Origin of the sequence: Rhodanobacter soli (assembly GCF_040548735.1) — a bacterium.
GTDB classification, from domain to species: domain Bacteria; phylum Pseudomonadota; class Gammaproteobacteria; order Xanthomonadales; family Rhodanobacteraceae; genus Rhodanobacter; species Rhodanobacter soli_A.
The window spans coordinates 504,919-521,143 of record NZ_JBEPSD010000002.1; the positions used below are offsets into that span (position 1 = coordinate 504,919).

Annotated in this window: 17 protein-coding genes; 15 read left to right on the plus strand and 2 right to left on the minus strand. The window is 68.0% G+C overall.

The genetic code is table 11. The features are described from left to right. The first annotated feature begins 103 nt into the window (after window positions 1–103). The 3 genes from lipA to ABIE04_RS13310 are packed head-to-tail and all read left to right on the plus strand — an operon-like array spanning window position 104 to window position 2,423. The gene (gene lipA, locus ABIE04_RS13300; protein ID WP_354551093.1) at window positions 104–1,093 is read left to right on the plus strand and encodes a lipoyl synthase; all 990 of its coding nucleotides are present in this window, start codon (window positions 104–106) and stop codon (window positions 1,091–1,093) included. Between the two features lie 36 nt (window positions 1,094–1,129). Then, window positions 1,130–1,471, plus strand: coding sequence for a carboxymuconolactone decarboxylase family protein (locus ABIE04_RS13305; protein WP_354551095.1), 342 nt, complete (start codon window positions 1,130–1,132; stop codon window positions 1,469–1,471). 1 nt (window position 1,472) lies between these two features. Beyond that, a complete protein-coding gene (locus ABIE04_RS13310) occupies window positions 1,473–2,423 on the plus strand; it encodes a PLP-dependent cysteine synthase family protein (RefSeq protein ID WP_354551097.1) in 951 nt (316 codons plus the stop codon). Between the two features lie 9 nt (window positions 2,424–2,432). Here ABIE04_RS13310 and ABIE04_RS13315 read toward each other — a convergent pair whose 3' ends face one another. Further along, window positions 2,433–4,232, minus strand: a complete 1,800-nt coding sequence (locus ABIE04_RS13315; RefSeq protein WP_354551099.1) for an aminopeptidase P family protein — start codon at window positions 4,230–4,232, stop codon at window positions 2,433–2,435. Window positions 4,233–4,377: 145 nt separating this feature from the next. On the opposite strand from ABIE04_RS13315, the gene ABIE04_RS13320 reads away from it, so the two are divergent. The 8 genes from ABIE04_RS13320 to truD all read left to right on the plus strand — a co-directional run bounded on the left by ABIE04_RS13320 (window position 4,378) and on the right by truD (window position 12,313). Beyond that, window positions 4,378–6,048: a CTP synthase gene (locus ABIE04_RS13320; protein WP_354551101.1), complete on the plus strand. Its 1,671-nt coding sequence runs from the start codon at window positions 4,378–4,380 to the stop codon at window positions 6,046–6,048. A gap of 91 nt (window positions 6,049–6,139) precedes the next feature. Beyond that, window positions 6,140–6,976: a 3-deoxy-8-phosphooctulonate synthase gene (gene kdsA, locus ABIE04_RS13325; RefSeq protein ID WP_354551103.1), complete on the plus strand. Its 837-nt coding sequence runs from the start codon at window positions 6,140–6,142 to the stop codon at window positions 6,974–6,976. A 63-nt stretch (window positions 6,977–7,039) separates the two neighbouring features. Further along, a complete protein-coding gene (gene eno / locus ABIE04_RS13330) occupies window positions 7,040–8,338 on the plus strand; it encodes a phosphopyruvate hydratase (protein WP_354551105.1) in 1,299 nt (432 codons plus the stop codon). Window positions 8,339–8,348: 10 nt separating this feature from the next. Beyond that, window positions 8,349–8,684: a cell division protein FtsB gene (gene ftsB, locus ABIE04_RS13335; protein ID WP_354551108.1), complete on the plus strand. Its 336-nt coding sequence runs from the start codon at window positions 8,349–8,351 to the stop codon at window positions 8,682–8,684. Next, window positions 8,681–9,376, plus strand: a complete 696-nt coding sequence (gene ispD / locus ABIE04_RS13340) for a 2-C-methyl-D-erythritol 4-phosphate cytidylyltransferase (protein WP_354551110.1) — start codon at window positions 8,681–8,683, stop codon at window positions 9,374–9,376. The genes ftsB and ispD overlap by 4 nt, the downstream gene beginning before the upstream one ends. Further along, a complete protein-coding gene (gene ispF / locus ABIE04_RS13345; protein WP_354551469.1) occupies window positions 9,376–9,849 on the plus strand; it encodes a 2-C-methyl-D-erythritol 2,4-cyclodiphosphate synthase in 474 nt (157 codons plus the stop codon). The genes ispD and ispF overlap by 1 nt, the downstream gene beginning before the upstream one ends. Continuing rightward, the gene (gene mgtE / locus ABIE04_RS13350) at window positions 9,846–11,240 is read left to right on the plus strand and encodes a magnesium transporter (protein WP_354551112.1); all 1,395 of its coding nucleotides are present in this window, start codon (window positions 9,846–9,848) and stop codon (window positions 11,238–11,240) included. Before ispF ends, mgtE begins: the two co-directional genes overlap by 4 nt. Before the next feature lie 41 nt (window positions 11,241–11,281). After that, window positions 11,282–12,313, plus strand: coding sequence for a tRNA pseudouridine(13) synthase TruD (gene truD, locus ABIE04_RS13355; protein WP_354551114.1), 1,032 nt, complete (start codon window positions 11,282–11,284; stop codon window positions 12,311–12,313). Between the two features lie 67 nt (window positions 12,314–12,380). Here the strand turns inward: truD and ABIE04_RS13360 are convergent, their stop codons facing one another. Beyond that, window positions 12,381–12,926: a Smr/MutS family protein gene (locus ABIE04_RS13360; RefSeq protein WP_354551116.1), complete on the minus strand. Its 546-nt coding sequence runs from the start codon at window positions 12,924–12,926 to the stop codon at window positions 12,381–12,383. Between the two features lie 158 nt (window positions 12,927–13,084). Here ABIE04_RS13360 and surE point away from each other — a divergent pair, with 158 nt between their 5' ends. The 4 genes from surE to ABIE04_RS13380 are packed head-to-tail and all read left to right on the plus strand — an operon-like array spanning window position 13,085 to window position 16,222. Continuing rightward, window positions 13,085–13,882, plus strand: coding sequence for a 5'/3'-nucleotidase SurE (gene surE, locus ABIE04_RS13365; protein WP_354551118.1), 798 nt, complete (start codon window positions 13,085–13,087; stop codon window positions 13,880–13,882). Window positions 13,883–13,885: 3 nt separating this feature from the next. Further along, a complete protein-coding gene (locus ABIE04_RS13370; protein ID WP_354551121.1) occupies window positions 13,886–14,566 on the plus strand; it encodes a protein-L-isoaspartate(D-aspartate) O-methyltransferase in 681 nt (226 codons plus the stop codon). Beyond that, a complete protein-coding gene (locus ABIE04_RS13375) occupies window positions 14,566–15,174 on the plus strand; it encodes a YqaA family protein (protein ID WP_354551123.1) in 609 nt (202 codons plus the stop codon). The genes ABIE04_RS13370 and ABIE04_RS13375 overlap by 1 nt, the downstream gene beginning before the upstream one ends. Window positions 15,175–15,226: 52 nt before the next feature. Further along, a complete protein-coding gene (locus ABIE04_RS13380) occupies window positions 15,227–16,222 on the plus strand; it encodes a peptidoglycan DD-metalloendopeptidase family protein (protein WP_354551472.1) in 996 nt (331 codons plus the stop codon). Window positions 16,223–16,225 lie beyond the last annotated feature (3 nt).

Below are 16,225 nucleotides of genomic sequence, written 5' to 3' on the forward strand. Positions count from 1 at the left end.
CGGCGCGCCACGCACGGAGCTGCCCCGGCTGCCTTGATATGCATCAGGGCGCCTGGGCGGAGGTCGCGGGAGACTGCATGGGTTTCCCCGAACCGTGCACTTCATGTCCAGCAGCGAACCTGTTCCCGACGGCAGAAAGTACGTCAGCCCGCAAGGCACCCGTGCGGTCAAGGGCGGTATCCGTCCGAACGCCGCCACCGGCGTGCCGGATGTCGATCGCAAGCCGCCATGGCTGCGGGTCAAGCTGCCGGGCGGCGCGCAGTACGAGGCGGTGCACGAGATCGTGCGCAGCCACAAGCTGAACACGGTATGCGCCGAATCGAAGTGCCCGAACATCGCCGAGTGCTGGGGCCGCGGGACCGCCACGCTGATGCTGATGGGCTTGGTATGCACGCGCGCGTGCAAGTTCTGCTCGGTCAGCACCGGCAACCCGAACGGCTGGCTCGATCCGCTGGAGCCGCTGCAGGTCGCCGACGCGGTGGCGCTGATGGGGCTGAAGTACGTGGTGCTGACCTCGGTCGATCGCGATGACCTGGCCGACGGCGGCGCGGCGCACTACGCCGCCTGCGTGCAGGCGATCCACCAGCGTTCGCCGCAGACCGCGGTGGAGGCGCTGACGCCGGACTTCGCCGGCGATCTGGCGGCAGTTGCCACGGTGCTCGACGCCGGCCTGGTCACCTATGCGCAGAACATCGAGACCGTGGAACGGCTGACCCATCCCGTGCGCGACCCGCGCGCCGGCTATGCGCAGACGCTCGGCGTGCTGGCCTTCGCCAAGCGGCACGCGCCGCAGACGCTGACCAAGACCAGCCTGATGCTGGGACTGGGCGAGACCGACGCGGAGATCGAGCGCACGCTGGACGATATACGCGGCGCCCACGTCGATGTCGTTACGCTGGGCCAGTACATGCGGCCCAGCCCGCACCACCTTCCGGTGCAGCGTTTCGTCACCCCGGACGAGTTCCGGCATTACCGCGAACTGGCGCTCGGCAAGGGTTTCCTGGAGGCGGTCGCCGGGCCGCTGGTGCGTTCGAGCTATCGCGCCGAACGCGTGCTGGAGCACAACAATCTCGGACTGCAGCTGGGTGTGTAGGCAGCGTGCGGCCGATCATCTGCAAGGAGTGTCGCCATGGAACATCCGATGTATCCGTCATCCACCGTGGAGCTGGCGCACAAGCGCCGTGAACTGGCGCCGGAGCCGCTGAAGGCGTTCAAGGCGTTCAGCGCCGCGGTGTTTGCCGATGGCGCGTTGCCGAACGTCACCAAGCAGCTGATCGCGGTGGCGGTGGCGCACGTCACCCAGTGTCCGTACTGCATCAAGGGCCACACCGCCGAAGCCTTGAAGCAGGGGGCCAGCGAGCAGCAGATCATGGAGGCGATCTGGGTCGCCGCCGAGATGCGCGCGGGCGGCGCGTACGCGCATTCCGCGCTAGCGCTGGACGTGATGCAGCACGCGCACGAGGCCGCCTGAAGTGGCCACGCGCTTTGCCACGGTGTCGGACAGCATCCTCGACGCGGTGGGCGACACCCCGCTGCTGGAGATCGAGGGCGTCTACGCCAAGATCGAGTTCCTCAACCCTTCCGGTTCGATCAAGGCGCGCATCGCCAAGTACATGATCGAGCGGGCGGAACAGGAAGGTTTGCTCAAGCCCGGCGACACCATCGTGGAGGCGACCAGCGGCAACACCGGCAACGCGCTGTCGATGGTCGCGGCGGTGAAGGGCTACCACATGCTGGTGGTGATGCCCGAAGGCATGTCCAGCGAACGCGTGGCGATCTCGCGGGCGTATGGCGCGGACGTGCTGTTCTGCGGCAACTTCCATGTCAACGAGGCGCTGGTGCGCGCGCAGCGGCTCGGCCAGCAGGCGGGCTACTTCTGCCCCAGCCAGTTCGAGTCGGAATGGAACGTGGAGGAGAACCGGCTGATCCTCGGCCCGGAAATCCTCGCCCAGTTGCCGCCGGGCCGGCTACCCGATGCGCTGGTGCTGGGCGTGGGCACCGGCGGTACGCTGATTGGCGTGGGCCAGGCGTTCCGTGCGGTCAATCCGGACGTGCGGCTGTTCGCGATGGAGCCGTCCGAATCGTGCACGATCCTGTGCGGCGAGATTGCCGCGCATACCATCGAGGGTATTTCGGACGGCTTCGTGCCGGGCATCTTCCAGCGCCACGCGGGGCTGGTAAACCAGGTGCTGAGCGTGTCCAGTACCGACGCCGTGGCCGAAATGAAACGGCTGGCGCGCACGTACGGATTGTTCTGCGGGCCGAGTTCCGGCGCGCACCTGCTGGCCGCCAAGCGCATCCGGCAGAATTTCCCGGAACTGAAGACCGTGGTCACCGTGTTCTGCGATGAAGGCGAGAAATACCTGCACGAGTACTTCATGCAGGCCGCCGCCGCCGACGTGGACGCGACGCACTTCCAGTGAAACTGCCGCCTACAGCGGTGCGCAGTGGCGGTGCAGCCACTCCAGGTCGACGTCGTCCAGCAGCGGGCTGAGCGCGGCGCGCACGCTGGCGTGGTAGTCGTCCAGCCAGGCACGTTCTTCCGGGTTGAGCAGGCCCGGCTCCAGCGCGCGGCGGTCGAACGGACACATCGTCAGCGTCTCGAAGGCGAGGAATTCGCCGAACTCGGTGCGGTCGGCCTCGACCACCACCGCCAGGTTCTCGTGGCGGATGCCGTGGCGGCCGGGCTTGTACAGGCCCGGTTCGATCGAGCTGATCATCCCCGGCTCCAGCGCCACCAGCGCGCCACCGGCGACCGGGGGACGGATCGCCTGCGGCCCCTCGTGCACGTTGAGGAAGTAGCCCACGCCGTGGCCGGTGCCGTGGCCGTAATCCATGCCCGAAGCCCACAGCGGCGCGCGCGCCAGCGCATCCAGTTGCGGGCCGCTGGCGCCTTTCGGAAAGCGTGCGCGCGACAGCCCGATCATGCCTTTCAGCACCAGGGTGGCGTCGCGGCGCTGTTCCGCCGTGGTCTCGCCCAGCGCCAGCACGCGGGTGATGTCGGTAGTGCCGCCCAGGTACTGGCCGCCGGAGTCGATCAGCAGCAGGCCCTTGGCCTGCAGCGTGCTGTGCGATTCCGGCGTGGCGCGGTAATGCGGCAGCGCGCCGTTCGCCTGGTAGCCGGCGATGGTGGCGAAGCTTTCGCCGACCCAGCCGGGCTGGGCCGAGCGTTCCTCGTGCAGCAAGGCGTCGACGTCGAGCTCGGTCACCGCCATGCCGGCGGCGAGGCGCTGTTCCAGCCGGCGGAAGCCGCGCACCAGGGCGGCGCCGTCGCGGCGCATCACGTCGCGGATGTGGTCGAGTTCGGCAGCGCTCTTGACCGCCTTGAACGCGGTGCTCGGGTTGGCCGCCTCGATCCGGGTTACGCCCGGCGGGATCGCCGCGGCGATCGCGCTGACTACCCGGCCGCCGTCCAGCAACAGGCGGTCGGTGGCGCCCAGTTCCTGCAGGGTCGAGGTGATCGAGGCGTAGTCGGCGATGGCGATGCCGTCGGCGGCCAGCTTGGCGACCAGCGCGTCGCCGAGCTTGGCGCGGCCGACGAACAAGGTGGCGCGCTGTTCCGCCTGCACCAGCAGGTGGGCCAGGAACACCGGGTTGCACTCCACGTCGCTGCCGCGCAGGTTTGTCAGCCAGGCGATGTCGTCGAGGCTGGACAGCAGGTGGTGGGTGGCGCCGAGCTTGTGCATCGCCTTGCGCAGGCGGGCGAACTTGTCGGCGCGCGGAATGCAGGCCCAGGCCAGCTCGTGCTCGACCACCGGCGCCTGCGGCAGGGCCGGGCGGTCCGCCCAGATCGCACCGGGCAGGTCCAGGTCGGTGCGCACCGTGGCGCCGCTGTCGGCGAGCCGGCGCTCGATCTGGCGCTGGGTGGTCACGGCCACGCTGTCGCCGGCCACGGCCAGCACGTCGCCGTCATGCAGTTGCTGCTGCAGCCACTCGAGATGCTCGGGCGTGTGCGGCACGCGCAGCTTCATCAGGCTGATGCCGCTGCCGGCGAGTTGCTGCTCGGCCTGCGAGAAATAGCGCGAATCGGTCCACAGCCCGGCCTGGTCGCGGCTGACGACCAGGGTGCCGGCCGAACCGGTGAAGCCGGACAGCCACTCGCGCGCGGCCCAATGGGCCGGCAGGTACTCGGACAGATGCGGATCGGCGCTGGGTACCAGCACGGCGGCGATGCCGTGCTGCTGCATGGCCGCGCGCAAGGCGGCGAGACGGGCGGGGATGGGGTTGTTCATCCGGGCATGCTAGCAGGCGGCCCAGGGCCGTTTCATCCGCTGCGCAGGAGCTGGAAATGAACCAATCGCGACGAATTCTGCGTTGCCATCTCGCAGTGGAACGCTTCTGCAGCTAAAATGCCAATTTCCAGCACGGCTGCTTTCCATGACCCCCCTGATTTTCGTCACCGGCGGTGTGGTGTCCTCGCTTGGCAAGGGCATTGCTGCGGCGTCGCTCGCTTCCATTCTCGAAGCGCGCGGCCTTTCGGTCACCATGATGAAGCTCGATCCCTATATCAATGTGGATCCGGGCACGATGAGTCCGTTCCAGCACGGCGAGGTCTACGTGACCGACGACGGCGCCGAGACCGATCTCGACCTCGGCCACTACGAGCGCTTCGTCCGTACCCGCCTGACCGGCAAGAATTCCATCACCACCGGCAAGATCTACGAGAGCGTGATCCGCAAGGAGCGCCGCGGCGATTATCTCGGCGCCACCGTGCAGGTGATCCCGCACATCACCGACGAGATCAAGCACTGCATCCACGAGGCCACCCGCGGCTTCGACGTGGCGCTGGTGGAGATCGGCGGCACCGTGGGCGACATCGAGTCGCTGCCGTTCCTGGAGGCGATCCGCCAGCTGCGCATCGAGCACGGCCCGGAGAAGGTGGTGTTCATGCACCTGACCCTGGTGCCGTTCATCAAGGCCGCGGGCGAGCTGAAGACCAAGCCGACCCAGCATTCGGTGAAGGAACTGCGCTCGATCGGCATCCAGCCGGACATCCTGCTGTGCCGCTGCGAGCAGGCTTTGCCCGAGGGCGAGCGACGCAAGATCGCGCTGTTCACCAACGTGCCGGAAAACGCGGTGATCAGTGCCGTCGACGTGGACGTCATCTACAAGCAGCCGCTGTGGCTGCACCAGCAGGGCCTGGACGACATCGTGGTGAAGAGGCTCGGCCTCGATGCCAAGCCCGCGAATCTGTCCGCGTGGCAGCGCACGGTCGACGCGGTGGAGCATCCGAAGGACGAAGTCACCGTCGCCATCGTCGGCAAGTACGTCGAGCACAAGGATGCCTACAAGTCGCTGGGCGAGGCGCTGCGCCACGGCGGCATCAAGCAGCAGACGCGGGTGAACCTGGACTGGATCGATTCCGAACAGGTCGAGGCCGAAGGCGCCGCCAAGGTGCTCGGCAAGGCTGACGCGATCCTGGTCCCCGGTGGCTTTGGCAAGCGCGGTTTCGAGGGCAAGATCCTCGCCGCGAAGTATGCGCGTGAGCACGGCGTGCCGTACTTCGGCATCTGCTACGGCATGCACGCGGCGGTGATCGACTTTGCCCGGCATGTGGCCGGCCTGGCCGACGCCGACTCCAGCGAAAACGACCGCAACACGCCGAACCCGGTGATCGGGCTGATCACCGAGTGGACCACCGCCAGCGGCGAAGTCGAGCAGCGCAGCGACCGTTCCGACCTTGGCGGCACCATGCGTCTGGGCGCGCAGGAATGCCGCCTCAAGGCCGGCACGCTGGCGCGCGAGCTGTATGGCCAGGACGTGGTGCGCGAGCGCCATCGCCATCGCTACGAGTTCAACAACCGCTACCGCCAGCCGTTCGAGGACCTGGGCCTGGTGATCTCCGGCAAGTCGATGGACGACCTGCTGGTCGAGATCGTGGAGTTGCCGCAGCAACAGCATCCGTGGTTCCTCGGCTGCCAGGCGCATCCGGAATTCACCTCGACCCCGCGCGACGGCCACCCGCTGTTCATCGGTTTCGTGCACGCCGCGCGCGAGTACAAGACCGTGCGCGACGGCGAGAAGCTGGCCAGGGAGCACGTGGCATGAAGGTTCTTCACTTCCCTGTGGCTGGGTCCCGGCCAATCCATGGCCGGGATGACGGGCTGACGACATCGCTGGAGCCACGAGGGCTGCAGCGATGAAACTTTGCAATTTTGAGGTCGGTCTGGACCACCCGCTGTTCCTGATCGCCGGCCCCTGCGTGGTGGAGTCCGAGCAGTTGCAGTTGGACACCGCCGGCACGCTGAAGGAGATCACCGGGCGGCTCGGCATCCACTTCATCTTCAAGTCCAGCTTCGACAAGGCGAACCGCTCTTCCGGCGAGAGCTTCCGCGGGCCGGGACTGGAAGAGGGCCTGCGCATCCTGGGCGAAGTGAAACGGCAGATCGGCGTGCCGGTGCTCACCGACGTGCACGAGTACACGCCGATGGATGAAGTGGCGTCGGTGGTCGACGTGCTGCAGACGCCGGCCTTCCTGTGCCGGCAGACCGACTTCATCCAGAAGGTGGCGCGCGCCGGCAAGCCGGTGAACATCAAGAAGGGACAGTTCCTGGCGCCGTGGGACATGAAGCACGTGGTGGCCAAGGCCAAGGCCGTCGGCAACGACGACATCATGGTGTGCGAGCGCGGCGCCAGCTTCGGTTACAACAACCTGGTGTCGGACATGCGCTCGCTCAGTGTGATGCGCGATACGAACTGCCCGGTGGTGTTCGACGCCACCCATTCGGTGCAGTTGCCCGGCGGGCAGGGCGCCACGTCAGGTGGTCAGCGCGAATTCGTGCCGGTGCTGGCGCGTGCGGCGGTGGCGGTCGGCGTGGCCGGCCTTTTCGCCGAGACGCACCCCGACCCCAGCAAGGCGCTCAGCGATGGCCCGAACGCCTGGCCGCTGGGCAAGATGGAAGCCCTGCTGGAAACCTTGCTGGAGCTGGATGCCGTGACCAAGCGGCACCGCTTCCTGGAGCAGGATGTTTCCTGAAACACCCGGGCGCAGCGATGCGCCCGTTTCCAATCATTCACCACCCAAGCAGACGGACACCGCATGAGCACCCAGATCACCCGCATCCACGCCCGTGAAATCCTCGACTCGCGCGGCAACCCCACGCTGGAAGCCGAGGTCACCCTGGCCGGCGGCGGCTTCGGCCGCGCTGCGGTGCCCAGCGGCGCCTCCACCGGTTCGCGCGAGGCGGTCGAGCTGCGCGACGGCGACAAGTCGCGCTACGGCGGCAAGGGCGTGAAGAACGCGGTGGCGAACGTCAACACCACGATTGCCGAGGCGCTGAAGGGTTTCGATGCGGCCGACCAGAAAGGCCTGGATGCGAAGCTGATCGCGCTGGACGGCACGCCGAACAAGGGCAAGCTGGGCGCGAACGCGCTGCTGGGCGTTTCGATGGCGGCGGCGCATGCCGTGGCGGCCTCGCGTGGCGAGCCGCTGTGGCAGTACCTGTCGAATGGCAAGCCTGGCGCGCTGCCGGTGCCGATGATGAACATCATCAATGGCGGCGAGCATGCGGACAACAACATCGACGTGCAGGAGTTCATGGTGCTGCCGGTGGGCATGCCGAGCTTCGCCGAAGCGCTGCGTGCTGGCGCGGAGATTTTTCACGCATTGAAGAGTGTGCTGAAGGGGCGTGGCCTGAGCACGTCGGTGGGCGACGAAGGTGGCTTCGCGCCGAACCTGCGCTCCAACATCGAGGCACTCGATACCATTCTCGAAGCCATCCACAAGACCGGCTACAAGGTCGGCAGCGAGATCCTGCTTGGCCTCGACGCGGCCAGCTCCGAGTTCTACAAGGACGGCAAGTACGACCTCGCCGGCGAAGGCAAGCAGTACAGCTCGGCGCAGTTCGTCGACCTGCTCGCCAGTTGGGCGAAGCAGTACCCGATCGTCACCATCGAGGACGGCATGGCCGAAGGCGATTGGGACGGCTGGAAGCTGCTCACCGATGCGATCGGCGATCGCATCCAGGTGGTCGGCGATGACCTGTTCGTGACCAACCCGGCGATCTTCCGCGAAGGCATCGAGAAGAAGATCGCCAATGCGATCCTCATCAAGGTCAACCAGATCGGCACGCTGTCGGAGACGCTGGAAGCGATCGCGATGGCCGACACGGCGAAGTACGCGGCGGTGATCTCGCACCGCTCCGGCGAGACCGAAGACACCACCATCGCCGACATCGCGGTGGCCACCACGGCGACCCAGATCAAGACCGGCTCGCTGTGCCGCAGCGACCGCGTGGCGAAGTACAACCAGCTGCTGCGCATCGAGGAGGCGCTGGGCTCGGCCGCGCGCTATGCCGGCCGCGATGCGTTTCCGAACCTGACCCGCCTGCCGGGCTGAACGGCCGCCCATGCTGCGCTGGATCGCCCTGATTCTGATCCTGCTGCTGATCGGACTGCAGCTGAAGCTGTGGACCGGCAGCGGCAGCATGCACGAGGTGGACAGCCTGCGCGTGGCGGTGAAGAAACAGACCGATGAGAACGCGAAGCTGCTGCAGCGCAACCAGGCGGTCGGCGCCGACGTACTGGACCTCAAGCATGGCGACCAGGCGGTCGAGGCGCGTGCGCGCACCGAGCTGGGGCTGATCAAGCCGGGCGAAGTGTTCTACCAGGTGGTCGAACCACCGGCCCGCGCCGGCAGCTCGCTGCCGCCACCGCCACCCGCCACGCCCGCCGGATCGCCATGAGCGCGCCGACGCTGTGGTGCGTGGTGCCGGCCGCGGGGCGCGGCGCCCGGGTTGGCGGTGACTGCCCGAAACAATACCTGCCGCTGGCCGGGCGGCCGCTGATCGCGCACACGCTGGAGCGGCTCGCCGCGCATCCGCGGATCGGCGGCCTGCTGGTGACGCTGGCGGTGGCCGATGCGCACTGGTCCGGCATCGGCACGCTCAACGGCAAGCCGGTGCTGACCGCGATCGGCGGGGCCGAGCGCAGCGATTCGGTGCTGGCCGGAATCGACGCCTTGCCCGCGTCGGTGGGTGCGGGCGATTTCGTGCTGGTGCACGATGCCGCACGACCGTGCGTGCGGCTGGCCGACATCGGCAAGTTGATCGAACTGGCCGGTGCGGCTGACGGCGGCCTGCTGGGCGCGCCGCTGCGCGACACGCTGAAGCGGGCGAATGCGGCCGGCCGCAGCGAACTGACCGAGCCGCGCGACCTGCGTTGGCGCGCCTTCACGCCACAGATGTTCCGGCGTGCTCAACTGGCGGCGGCGCTGCGCGAGGCGGCACGACGCGGCGTGAACGTCAGCGACGAGGCGATGGCGATGGAGCTGGCCGGCTTCGCGCCGTTGCTGGTCGAGGGTGCCGAGGACAACATCAAGGTGACCACGGCAGCGGATTTCGCGCTGGCCGAGTTCCTGCTTTCGAGGACAGCATGATGCGCATAGGCCAGGGTTTCGACGTGCATGCATTCGGCGAGGGCGACCACGTCACCCTGGGTGGCGTGCGCGTGCCGTATCGCCACGGCGTGGTGGCGCATTCGGACGGCGACGTGGTGGTCCATGCGCTGTGCGACGCGATCTTCGGCGCGCTGGCGCTGGGCGACATCGGCCAGCATTTCCCGCCGTCGGATGAGCGCTGGCGCGACGCCGACAGTCGCCAGTTCCTGCGCCACGCGGCGATGCTGATGGCGCAGCATGGTTACGCGCTGGGCAATGCCGACATCACCGTGATCGGCGAGGCGCCGAAGGTCGGCCCGCACGTGCAGGCGATGCGCGAGAATCTCGCCGCCGACCTGGACAGCGAGATCGGCCGCATCAGCGTCAAGGCGACCACCACCGAAAGACTCGGCTTTTGCGGCCGGGGCGAGGGGATCGCCGCGCAGGCGTGCGTCCTGCTGGAGCGCGCGTGAGCGAAGTAGAGGCCCGCAGCGCCGCCAGCCGGCTGCACGACCAGCTCGAAGCCATCGTCGAGGTGCTGCGCCGGCATGACGACGAGAGCCCGCTGCCGGCCGAATCGCAGGCCGAATTGCGCCGGCAGCTGGACGAACTGCATCCGGCCGACATCGCCTTCATCCTCGAATCGCTGCCGCTGGACGACCGCCTGGCGGTCTGGCAGCTGGTCAAGGCCGATCGCGACGGCGAGATCCTGCTGGAAGTGTCCGACGCGGTGCGCGAATCGCTGATCGCGGACATGGACCGCCACGAGATCCTCGCCGCGGTCGAGCCGCTGGACGCGGACGAGCTGGCCGACCTGGTCGAGGACCTGCCGACCGCGATGCTGCCGGAGCTGATGGCGAGCTTGGACACGCAGCAGCGTGAGCAGGTGCAGTCGGCGCTGTCCTACGAGGACGACCAGGTCGGCGCGCTGATGGACTTCGAGATGGTCACCATCCGCGAGGACGTGAGCCTGGAAGTGGTGCTGCGCTACCTGCGGCGCTGGGACGAGCTGCCGGCGCAGACCGACAAGCTGTTCGTGATCAACCACGACAACCTGCTCACCGGCGTGCTGCCGCTGCACTGGCTGCTGGTGAACCCGCCGGAAAAGATGGTCAGCGCGGTGATGGCGCCGGACGTCAATACCTTCCACCCCACCGACGATGCGTACGACGTGGCGCAGGCGTTCGAGCGCTACGACCTGGTGACCGCGCCGGTGGTCGACGAGCGCGGCCACCTGATCGGGCGCATCACCATCGACGCGATGGTCGACGTGATCCGCGAGGAAGGCGAGAGCGAAGCGCTCAGCCGCGGCGGCCTGCGCGAGGAGGAGGACATCTTCGCCTCGGTATGGGCCTCGCTGAAGAACCGCTGGTCGTGGCTGGCGATCAACCTGGTCACCGCGTTCATCGCCTCGCGCGTGATCGGCCTGTTCGAGGGCTCGATCGAGCGGCTGGTGGCGCTGGCCGCGCTGATGCCGATCGTGGCCGGCATCGGCGGCAACTCCGGCAACCAGACCATCACCATGATCGTGCGCGCGCTGGCGCTGAACCAGATCACCGCCGAAAGCGCGAAGCGGCTGTGGCGCAAGGAATTGACCGTGTCGCTGCTGAACGGGTTGATATGGGGCGGCGTGATCGGCATCGTGGCGTGGCTGCTGTACGACAGCCTCTCGCTGGGCCTGGTGATGACTGCGGCGATGACGCTGAACCTGCTGCTGGCCGCGTTCGCCGGCGTCGGCATCCCGGTGCTGATGACGAAGTTCGGTCGCGATCCGGCGTTGGGCTCCAGCGTGCTGATCACCGCGATGACCGACAGCGGCGGTTTCTTCATCTTCCTTGGCCTGGCCACCATCTTTCTGATGTGATGCCGGCCTGACCCGAATACCGGCGCGACCGGCGGAGTGCCATGTCCGAATCCGAACTTGCCCAGGCCCCGCTGCCGTGGGCCTACGGCGCCCCGCCGCTGCAGGCGCGGTTGCGCAGCACGCCGGAGGATTTCCAGGTCGAGGAGATTCTCGGCTACGACGCCGACGGTGCCGGCGAGCACGCCTTGCTGTGGGTGGAAAAGCGCGGCGCGAATACCGACTGGGTCGCACGCGAGCTGGCGAAATTCGCCGGCGTGCCGCAAGTCGCGGTCGGCTATGCGGGCATGAAGGATCGCCACGCGGTGACCCGGCAGACGTTCTCGGTGCAACTGGCCGGCAAGCCCGATCCGGACTGGTCGGCGTTTCCGCACGCGGAAGTGAAGGTGCTGGCGTCGACGCGGCATTCACGCAAGCTGAAACACGGCGCGTTGCGCGGCAACCGTTTCGTGCTGGTGCTGCGCGAGGTGCGGGGTGATCGCGAGGCGGCCGAACAGGTGCTGACGCAGATCGCCGCGCGCGGGGTGCCGAATTACTACGGCGAGCAGCGCTTCGGCCGCGAGGGCGGCAACGTGGCGCAGGCGCGGGCGATGTTCGGCGGCCGCCGCGTGGATCGCGACAAGCGTTCGTTCCTGCTGTCGGCGGCGCGCTCGCAGATCTTCAACAGCGTGCTGGCGGCACGGGTCGAACGCGGCGCCTGGGACAGCCCGCTGGATGGCGAGATCTGGTCGCTGGCCGGTTCGCGCTCGTGGTTCGGGCCGGAACCGTTCACCGAGCTGCTGGCCGAACGGCTGGCCCGTGCCGACATCCATCCGTCCGGCCCGTTGTGGGGGCAGGGCGAGCCGCCGAGCCAGGGCGAGGCGGGCGTGCTGGAGCGCGAGATCGGCGCGGCGAACGATGACCTGGCCGCCGGTCTGGCGGCGGCGCGGATGGATCAGGAACGCCGACCATTGCGATTGCTGCCGAAGGACCTGCGCTGGCACTGGCAGGGCGACGACGCGCTGGAGCTGTCGTTCGAGCTGCCGGCCGGCACGTACGCCACGGTGGTCGTGCGCGAACTGGCCTCGATCGCATAGGAGCACACCCCGTGCGCGGTGCTCTTCGCCGTGATGAAAGGCATCGCGCACAGGGTCGCTCCTGCACTCAGCCCTTGAGCAGGACGATCACCGCGCCGGTGCCACCCAGGGCCGGTCGCGCCGAGGCAAACGCGATCACGTCGTCGCGCCGGCGCAGCATGCGATCGGTGAGCCCTTTCAGCACCGGTCCGGCGGCTTTCGAGCGCAGGCCCTTGCCGTGCACGATGCGCACGCAGCGCAGGCCGTGCTGCTTCGCCTCGGCCAGGAAGGCGATGATGCTGGCCTGCGCGGCGGCGGCGTTCATCTGGTGCAGGTCGAGATCATCTTGCACGCTGTATTGGCCGCGCTTGAGCTGGCGCAGCAGCTTCGGCGGGTAGCCGTCGCGCAGGTAGCCCAGTTCCTCGCCCACTTCGAGCAGGGCCGGGTCGAACGCCATGTCGAGCAATTCACCGGGGACCGCGGCTTCGTCCGCATCCAGCATGTACGGGTGCGGTGCGGGTTTCGCCGCCGCCGGCGGTGCCGATACCGGAGCCAGCGGGCGCACGTCGCCGATCGCCTCGCGGAACAGGCGGCTGTCGTCGTCGTTGATCGGTGCAGGTGCGCGGCGCTTCATCCATCCATGCTAACCAAAGCCGCACACCGCGGCGAATGGGCGCGGACGGCACATAATCGACGTGAAACCGGCGGCACGCTCCGGTAGACTTCAGGGAGTGAAAGGTGCGCTGTCGTGAGACGAAGAGCGCGCCCGCAGTCAGCTTTCGACGGAGCATCATGCGAGTTCTGGTCAGTAACGACGATGGCGTGGATGCACCTGGCATCCGCGTGCTTGCCGAGCGCCTCGGCGAAGTGGCCCAGGTGACGGTGGTGGCACCCGATCGCGATCGTTCCGGCGCCAGCAATTCGCTTACCCTCGATGCGCCGTTGCGCGTGCTGCCGATGGGCAACGGCTACTACCGCGTCGCCGGTACGCCGACCGATTGCGTGCACCTGGCGCTGGCCGGGTTGCTGGACGAAGAGCCCGACATGGTCGTGTCCGGCATCAACAATTCGGCGAACCTCGGCGACGACGTGATCTATTCCGGCACGGTGTCGGCGGCGATGGAAGGGCGTTTCCTGGGACTGCCGGCGATCGCGGTCTCGCTGGTCAGCCATGACCACAAGGGCGAACATTACGATTCGGCGGCGAAGGCGGTGCTGCTGCTGATGCAGCGCCTGCTGGTCGATCCGCTGCCGGCCGACACCATCCTCAACGTCAACGTGCCGGATCGGCCGTGGGCGGAGATCGAAGGCTTCGAGGTCACCCGGCTGGGGCGGCGTCACCGCTCCGCGCCGTGCATCGCGCAGACCGATCCGCGCGGCCGGCCGATCTGGTGGATCGGCCCGGCCGGCGAGGTGGACGATGCCGGTCCCGGCACCGATTTCAATGCCGTGCGGCGTGGTTTTGTTTCCGTCACCCCAATCCATGTCGACCTGACCCGGTTCCAGGCGCTGGAGAAGGTCAGCAGCTGGATGCAGCCGCTGAGCGACGCGATGGCGGTAGGCCGGGCCAGCAGCGACGAGGCGGCCTGAACCATGACCACGTATCCATTGCCTGCCGCGGACTTGAAGGGCGAGGGGATGACCTCGCAACGCGCGCGCGATCGCCTCGCGGCGACCCTCAAGGAAGGCGGCATCCGCGACCCGCGCGTGATCGAGGTGATCCGCAACCTGCCGCGCCATCACTTCATCGACCAGGCGCTGCATTCGCGCGCGTATGAGAACGACGCGCTGCCGATCGGCCACGGCCAGACCATCTCGCAACCGTGGGTGGTGGCGCGCATGACCGAGGCGCTGCTCGAGTTCGGCGTGCCGCAGAAGGTGCTGGAGATCGGCACCGGCTCCGGCTACCAGGCGGCGGTGCTGGCCGCACTGGTGCCGCAGGTGTTCACGGTGGAACGGATCGAGGCCCTGCTGCGCCAGGCACGCCGGCGCTTCCGCCAGCTCGGCCTGACCAACCTGCGTTCGCGCTACGACGACGGCAAGCTCGGCTGGCCGGACGAGGCGCCGTTCGACGCGATCATCCTCACCGCCGCCGGCGACACCATTCCGACCCGCATCCTCGACCAGCTCAGCCCCACCGGCGTATTGGTGGCGCCGGTCGGCTCACCCAGCCGGCAGACGCTGATCCGCATGCACGGCGATGGCCAGGGCGATTTCATCCAGGAGGAACTGGGCGCGGTCAGTTTCGTGCCGCTGCTGGGCGGGATCGGCTGATGCGTCTGTTCGGGGCACTTTATGCGCGTGCGCTGACCTGGGCACGCGAGCCGAGGGCGCTGTATTACCTGTCCGGGTTGAGTTTCGTCGAGTCGTTCATCTTCCCGATCCCGCCGGAGGTGATGCTGGCGCCGATGATGCTGGGCAAGCGGCATAAGGCGTTTTTCTTCGCGAACATCAGCCTGCTGTTTTCGCTGCTGGGCGCGCTGGTGGGCTACGTGCTGGGCCATTGGGCGTTCCATGCCTTGCGGCCGGTACTCGACGCGTTGCACCTGCTGGCGCCGATCGAGCAGGGCGTGGCGACCTTGAGCAAGCAGATGGTCGAGCATCACTGGGGAATGTACGGCGTGTTGGTCCTGGCCGCGTTGCAGCCGGTGGTGCCGATGAAGTTCGTCACCTGGGCGTGCGGCATCATCGGCGTGCCGATCCTGCCGTTCCTGGCCTGCATCGGGCTCGGCCGCGGCAAGCGCGTGTGGTTGCTGGCATTGTTGATCCGCCTGTTCGGCGAACGCGCCGAGCGGATCCTGCACAAGTACATCGAATGGATCGGCTGGGCCGCGCTGGTCGTACTGGCCCTGCTGCTGGTGTGGTGGTTCTGGCTGCATTGAGCGGCACGGTCCGGGGGAGTGACGTCGCATGAAAAAGACTGCCCGCCTCGGTATGCTGGTGCGCATGGATCGATATCTTCAGTGCCTGGCAACGCTGGCTATGACTGTGCTGCTTGCCGCCTGCGGCACCATGCGCAGCTCGGTCGTGGTGGAACCGGCGGCAGGCAGCGGCTATGGCCCTCGCCCGGTCGCCAGTACGCCGACACCCGCCCGCACGCCGATACCCGGCGGCAGCTACGCCGTGGCGAAGGGCGACACGCTGTACTCGATCGCGTTCCGCAAGGGCGTGGACTTCCGTGATCTGGCGCAGTGGAACGGAATCGCCGCGCCATACACGATCTGGCCGGGACAGCGACTGACCCTTTCGCCGCCGGCGAAGAGCCATGCCGCGCCGGTGGCCGCCGCACCTGGTCACGCGGGTGGCGCGCCCGTGGCGGCAGCGCCGGTGTTCGAGCCGGCGCCCGCACCGTCGACGTCGCCAGCCGGACCACCCGCAGCGACATCCGCGAGCATTCCGGCCACCTCATCGGCGATCACGCCGTCGCCGTCAAGGCCTGCTGCGCCAGCCGTCGCCGCCACGGCGACCACCATGGTTCCGGTGGCAGGTGTACCGGCTGCCCCACCGGCGACCATGCCGCCACCCGCCCCGGCGGCCGCCGGCGTTTCGCGCGTGGTCAGCAGCGTGCAATGGCGCTGGCCGGCCGATGGCAGTCTGGTTGGCCGCTTCCAGAGTGGCGACGCGATTCCCGGCATCCAGATCGCGGGCAAGTCCGGCGATCCGGTGCGTGCCGCCGCCGACGGAGTGGTGGTGTACAGCGGCAACGGTCTGGTCGGCTATGGCGAGCTGGTGATCATCAAGCACAACGACAGTTTCCTGTCCGCCTATGGCCACAATCGCAAGCGTCTGGTCAAGGAGGGCCAGCGGGTGAGTGCCGGCCAGCAGATCGCCGAGATGGGATCGACCGGCACCACCCGCAACGAGCTGGAGTTCCAGATCCGCAAGGACGGCAACCCGGTCGATCCGCTGGGGTATCTGCCGCTGCGCTGATCG

Excerpts from the sequence above, each read along its gene's own strand:
- ABIE04_RS13305 (WP_354551095.1), top strand. The coding sequence starts at position 1,130 with ATGGAACATCCGATGTATCCGTCATCCACCGTGGAGCTGGCGCACAAG.
- eno (WP_354551105.1), top strand. The coding sequence starts at position 7,040 with ATGAGCACCCAGATCACCCGCATCCACGCCCGTGAAATCCTCGACTCG.
- ispF (WP_354551469.1), top strand. The coding sequence starts at position 9,376 with ATGCGCATAGGCCAGGGTTTCGACGTGCATGCATTCGGCGAGGGCGAC.
- ABIE04_RS13320 (WP_354551101.1), top strand. The coding sequence starts at position 4,378 with ATGACCCCCCTGATTTTCGTCACCGGCGGTGTGGTGTCCTCGCTTGGC.
- ABIE04_RS13315 (WP_354551099.1), bottom strand. The coding sequence starts at position 4,232 with ATGAACAACCCCATCCCCGCCCGTCTCGCCGCCTTGCGCGCGGCCATG.
- ABIE04_RS13375 (WP_354551123.1), top strand. The coding sequence starts at position 14,566 with ATGCGTCTGTTCGGGGCACTTTATGCGCGTGCGCTGACCTGGGCACGC.
- ABIE04_RS13380 (WP_354551472.1), top strand. The coding sequence starts at position 15,227 with ATGCTGGTGCGCATGGATCGATATCTTCAGTGCCTGGCAACGCTGGCT.
- ABIE04_RS13370 (WP_354551121.1), top strand. The coding sequence starts at position 13,886 with ATGACCACGTATCCATTGCCTGCCGCGGACTTGAAGGGCGAGGGGATG.
- surE (WP_354551118.1), top strand. The coding sequence starts at position 13,085 with ATGCGAGTTCTGGTCAGTAACGACGATGGCGTGGATGCACCTGGCATC.
- ftsB (WP_354551108.1), top strand. The coding sequence starts at position 8,349 with ATGCTGCGCTGGATCGCCCTGATTCTGATCCTGCTGCTGATCGGACTG.
- ispD (WP_354551110.1), top strand. The coding sequence starts at position 8,681 with ATGAGCGCGCCGACGCTGTGGTGCGTGGTGCCGGCCGCGGGGCGCGGC.
- ABIE04_RS13360 (WP_354551116.1), bottom strand. The coding sequence starts at position 12,926 with ATGAAGCGCCGCGCACCTGCACCGATCAACGACGACGACAGCCGCCTG.
- kdsA (WP_354551103.1), top strand. The coding sequence starts at position 6,140 with ATGAAACTTTGCAATTTTGAGGTCGGTCTGGACCACCCGCTGTTCCTG.
- lipA (WP_354551093.1), top strand. The coding sequence starts at position 104 with ATGTCCAGCAGCGAACCTGTTCCCGACGGCAGAAAGTACGTCAGCCCG.
- truD (WP_354551114.1), top strand. The coding sequence starts at position 11,282 with ATGTCCGAATCCGAACTTGCCCAGGCCCCGCTGCCGTGGGCCTACGGC.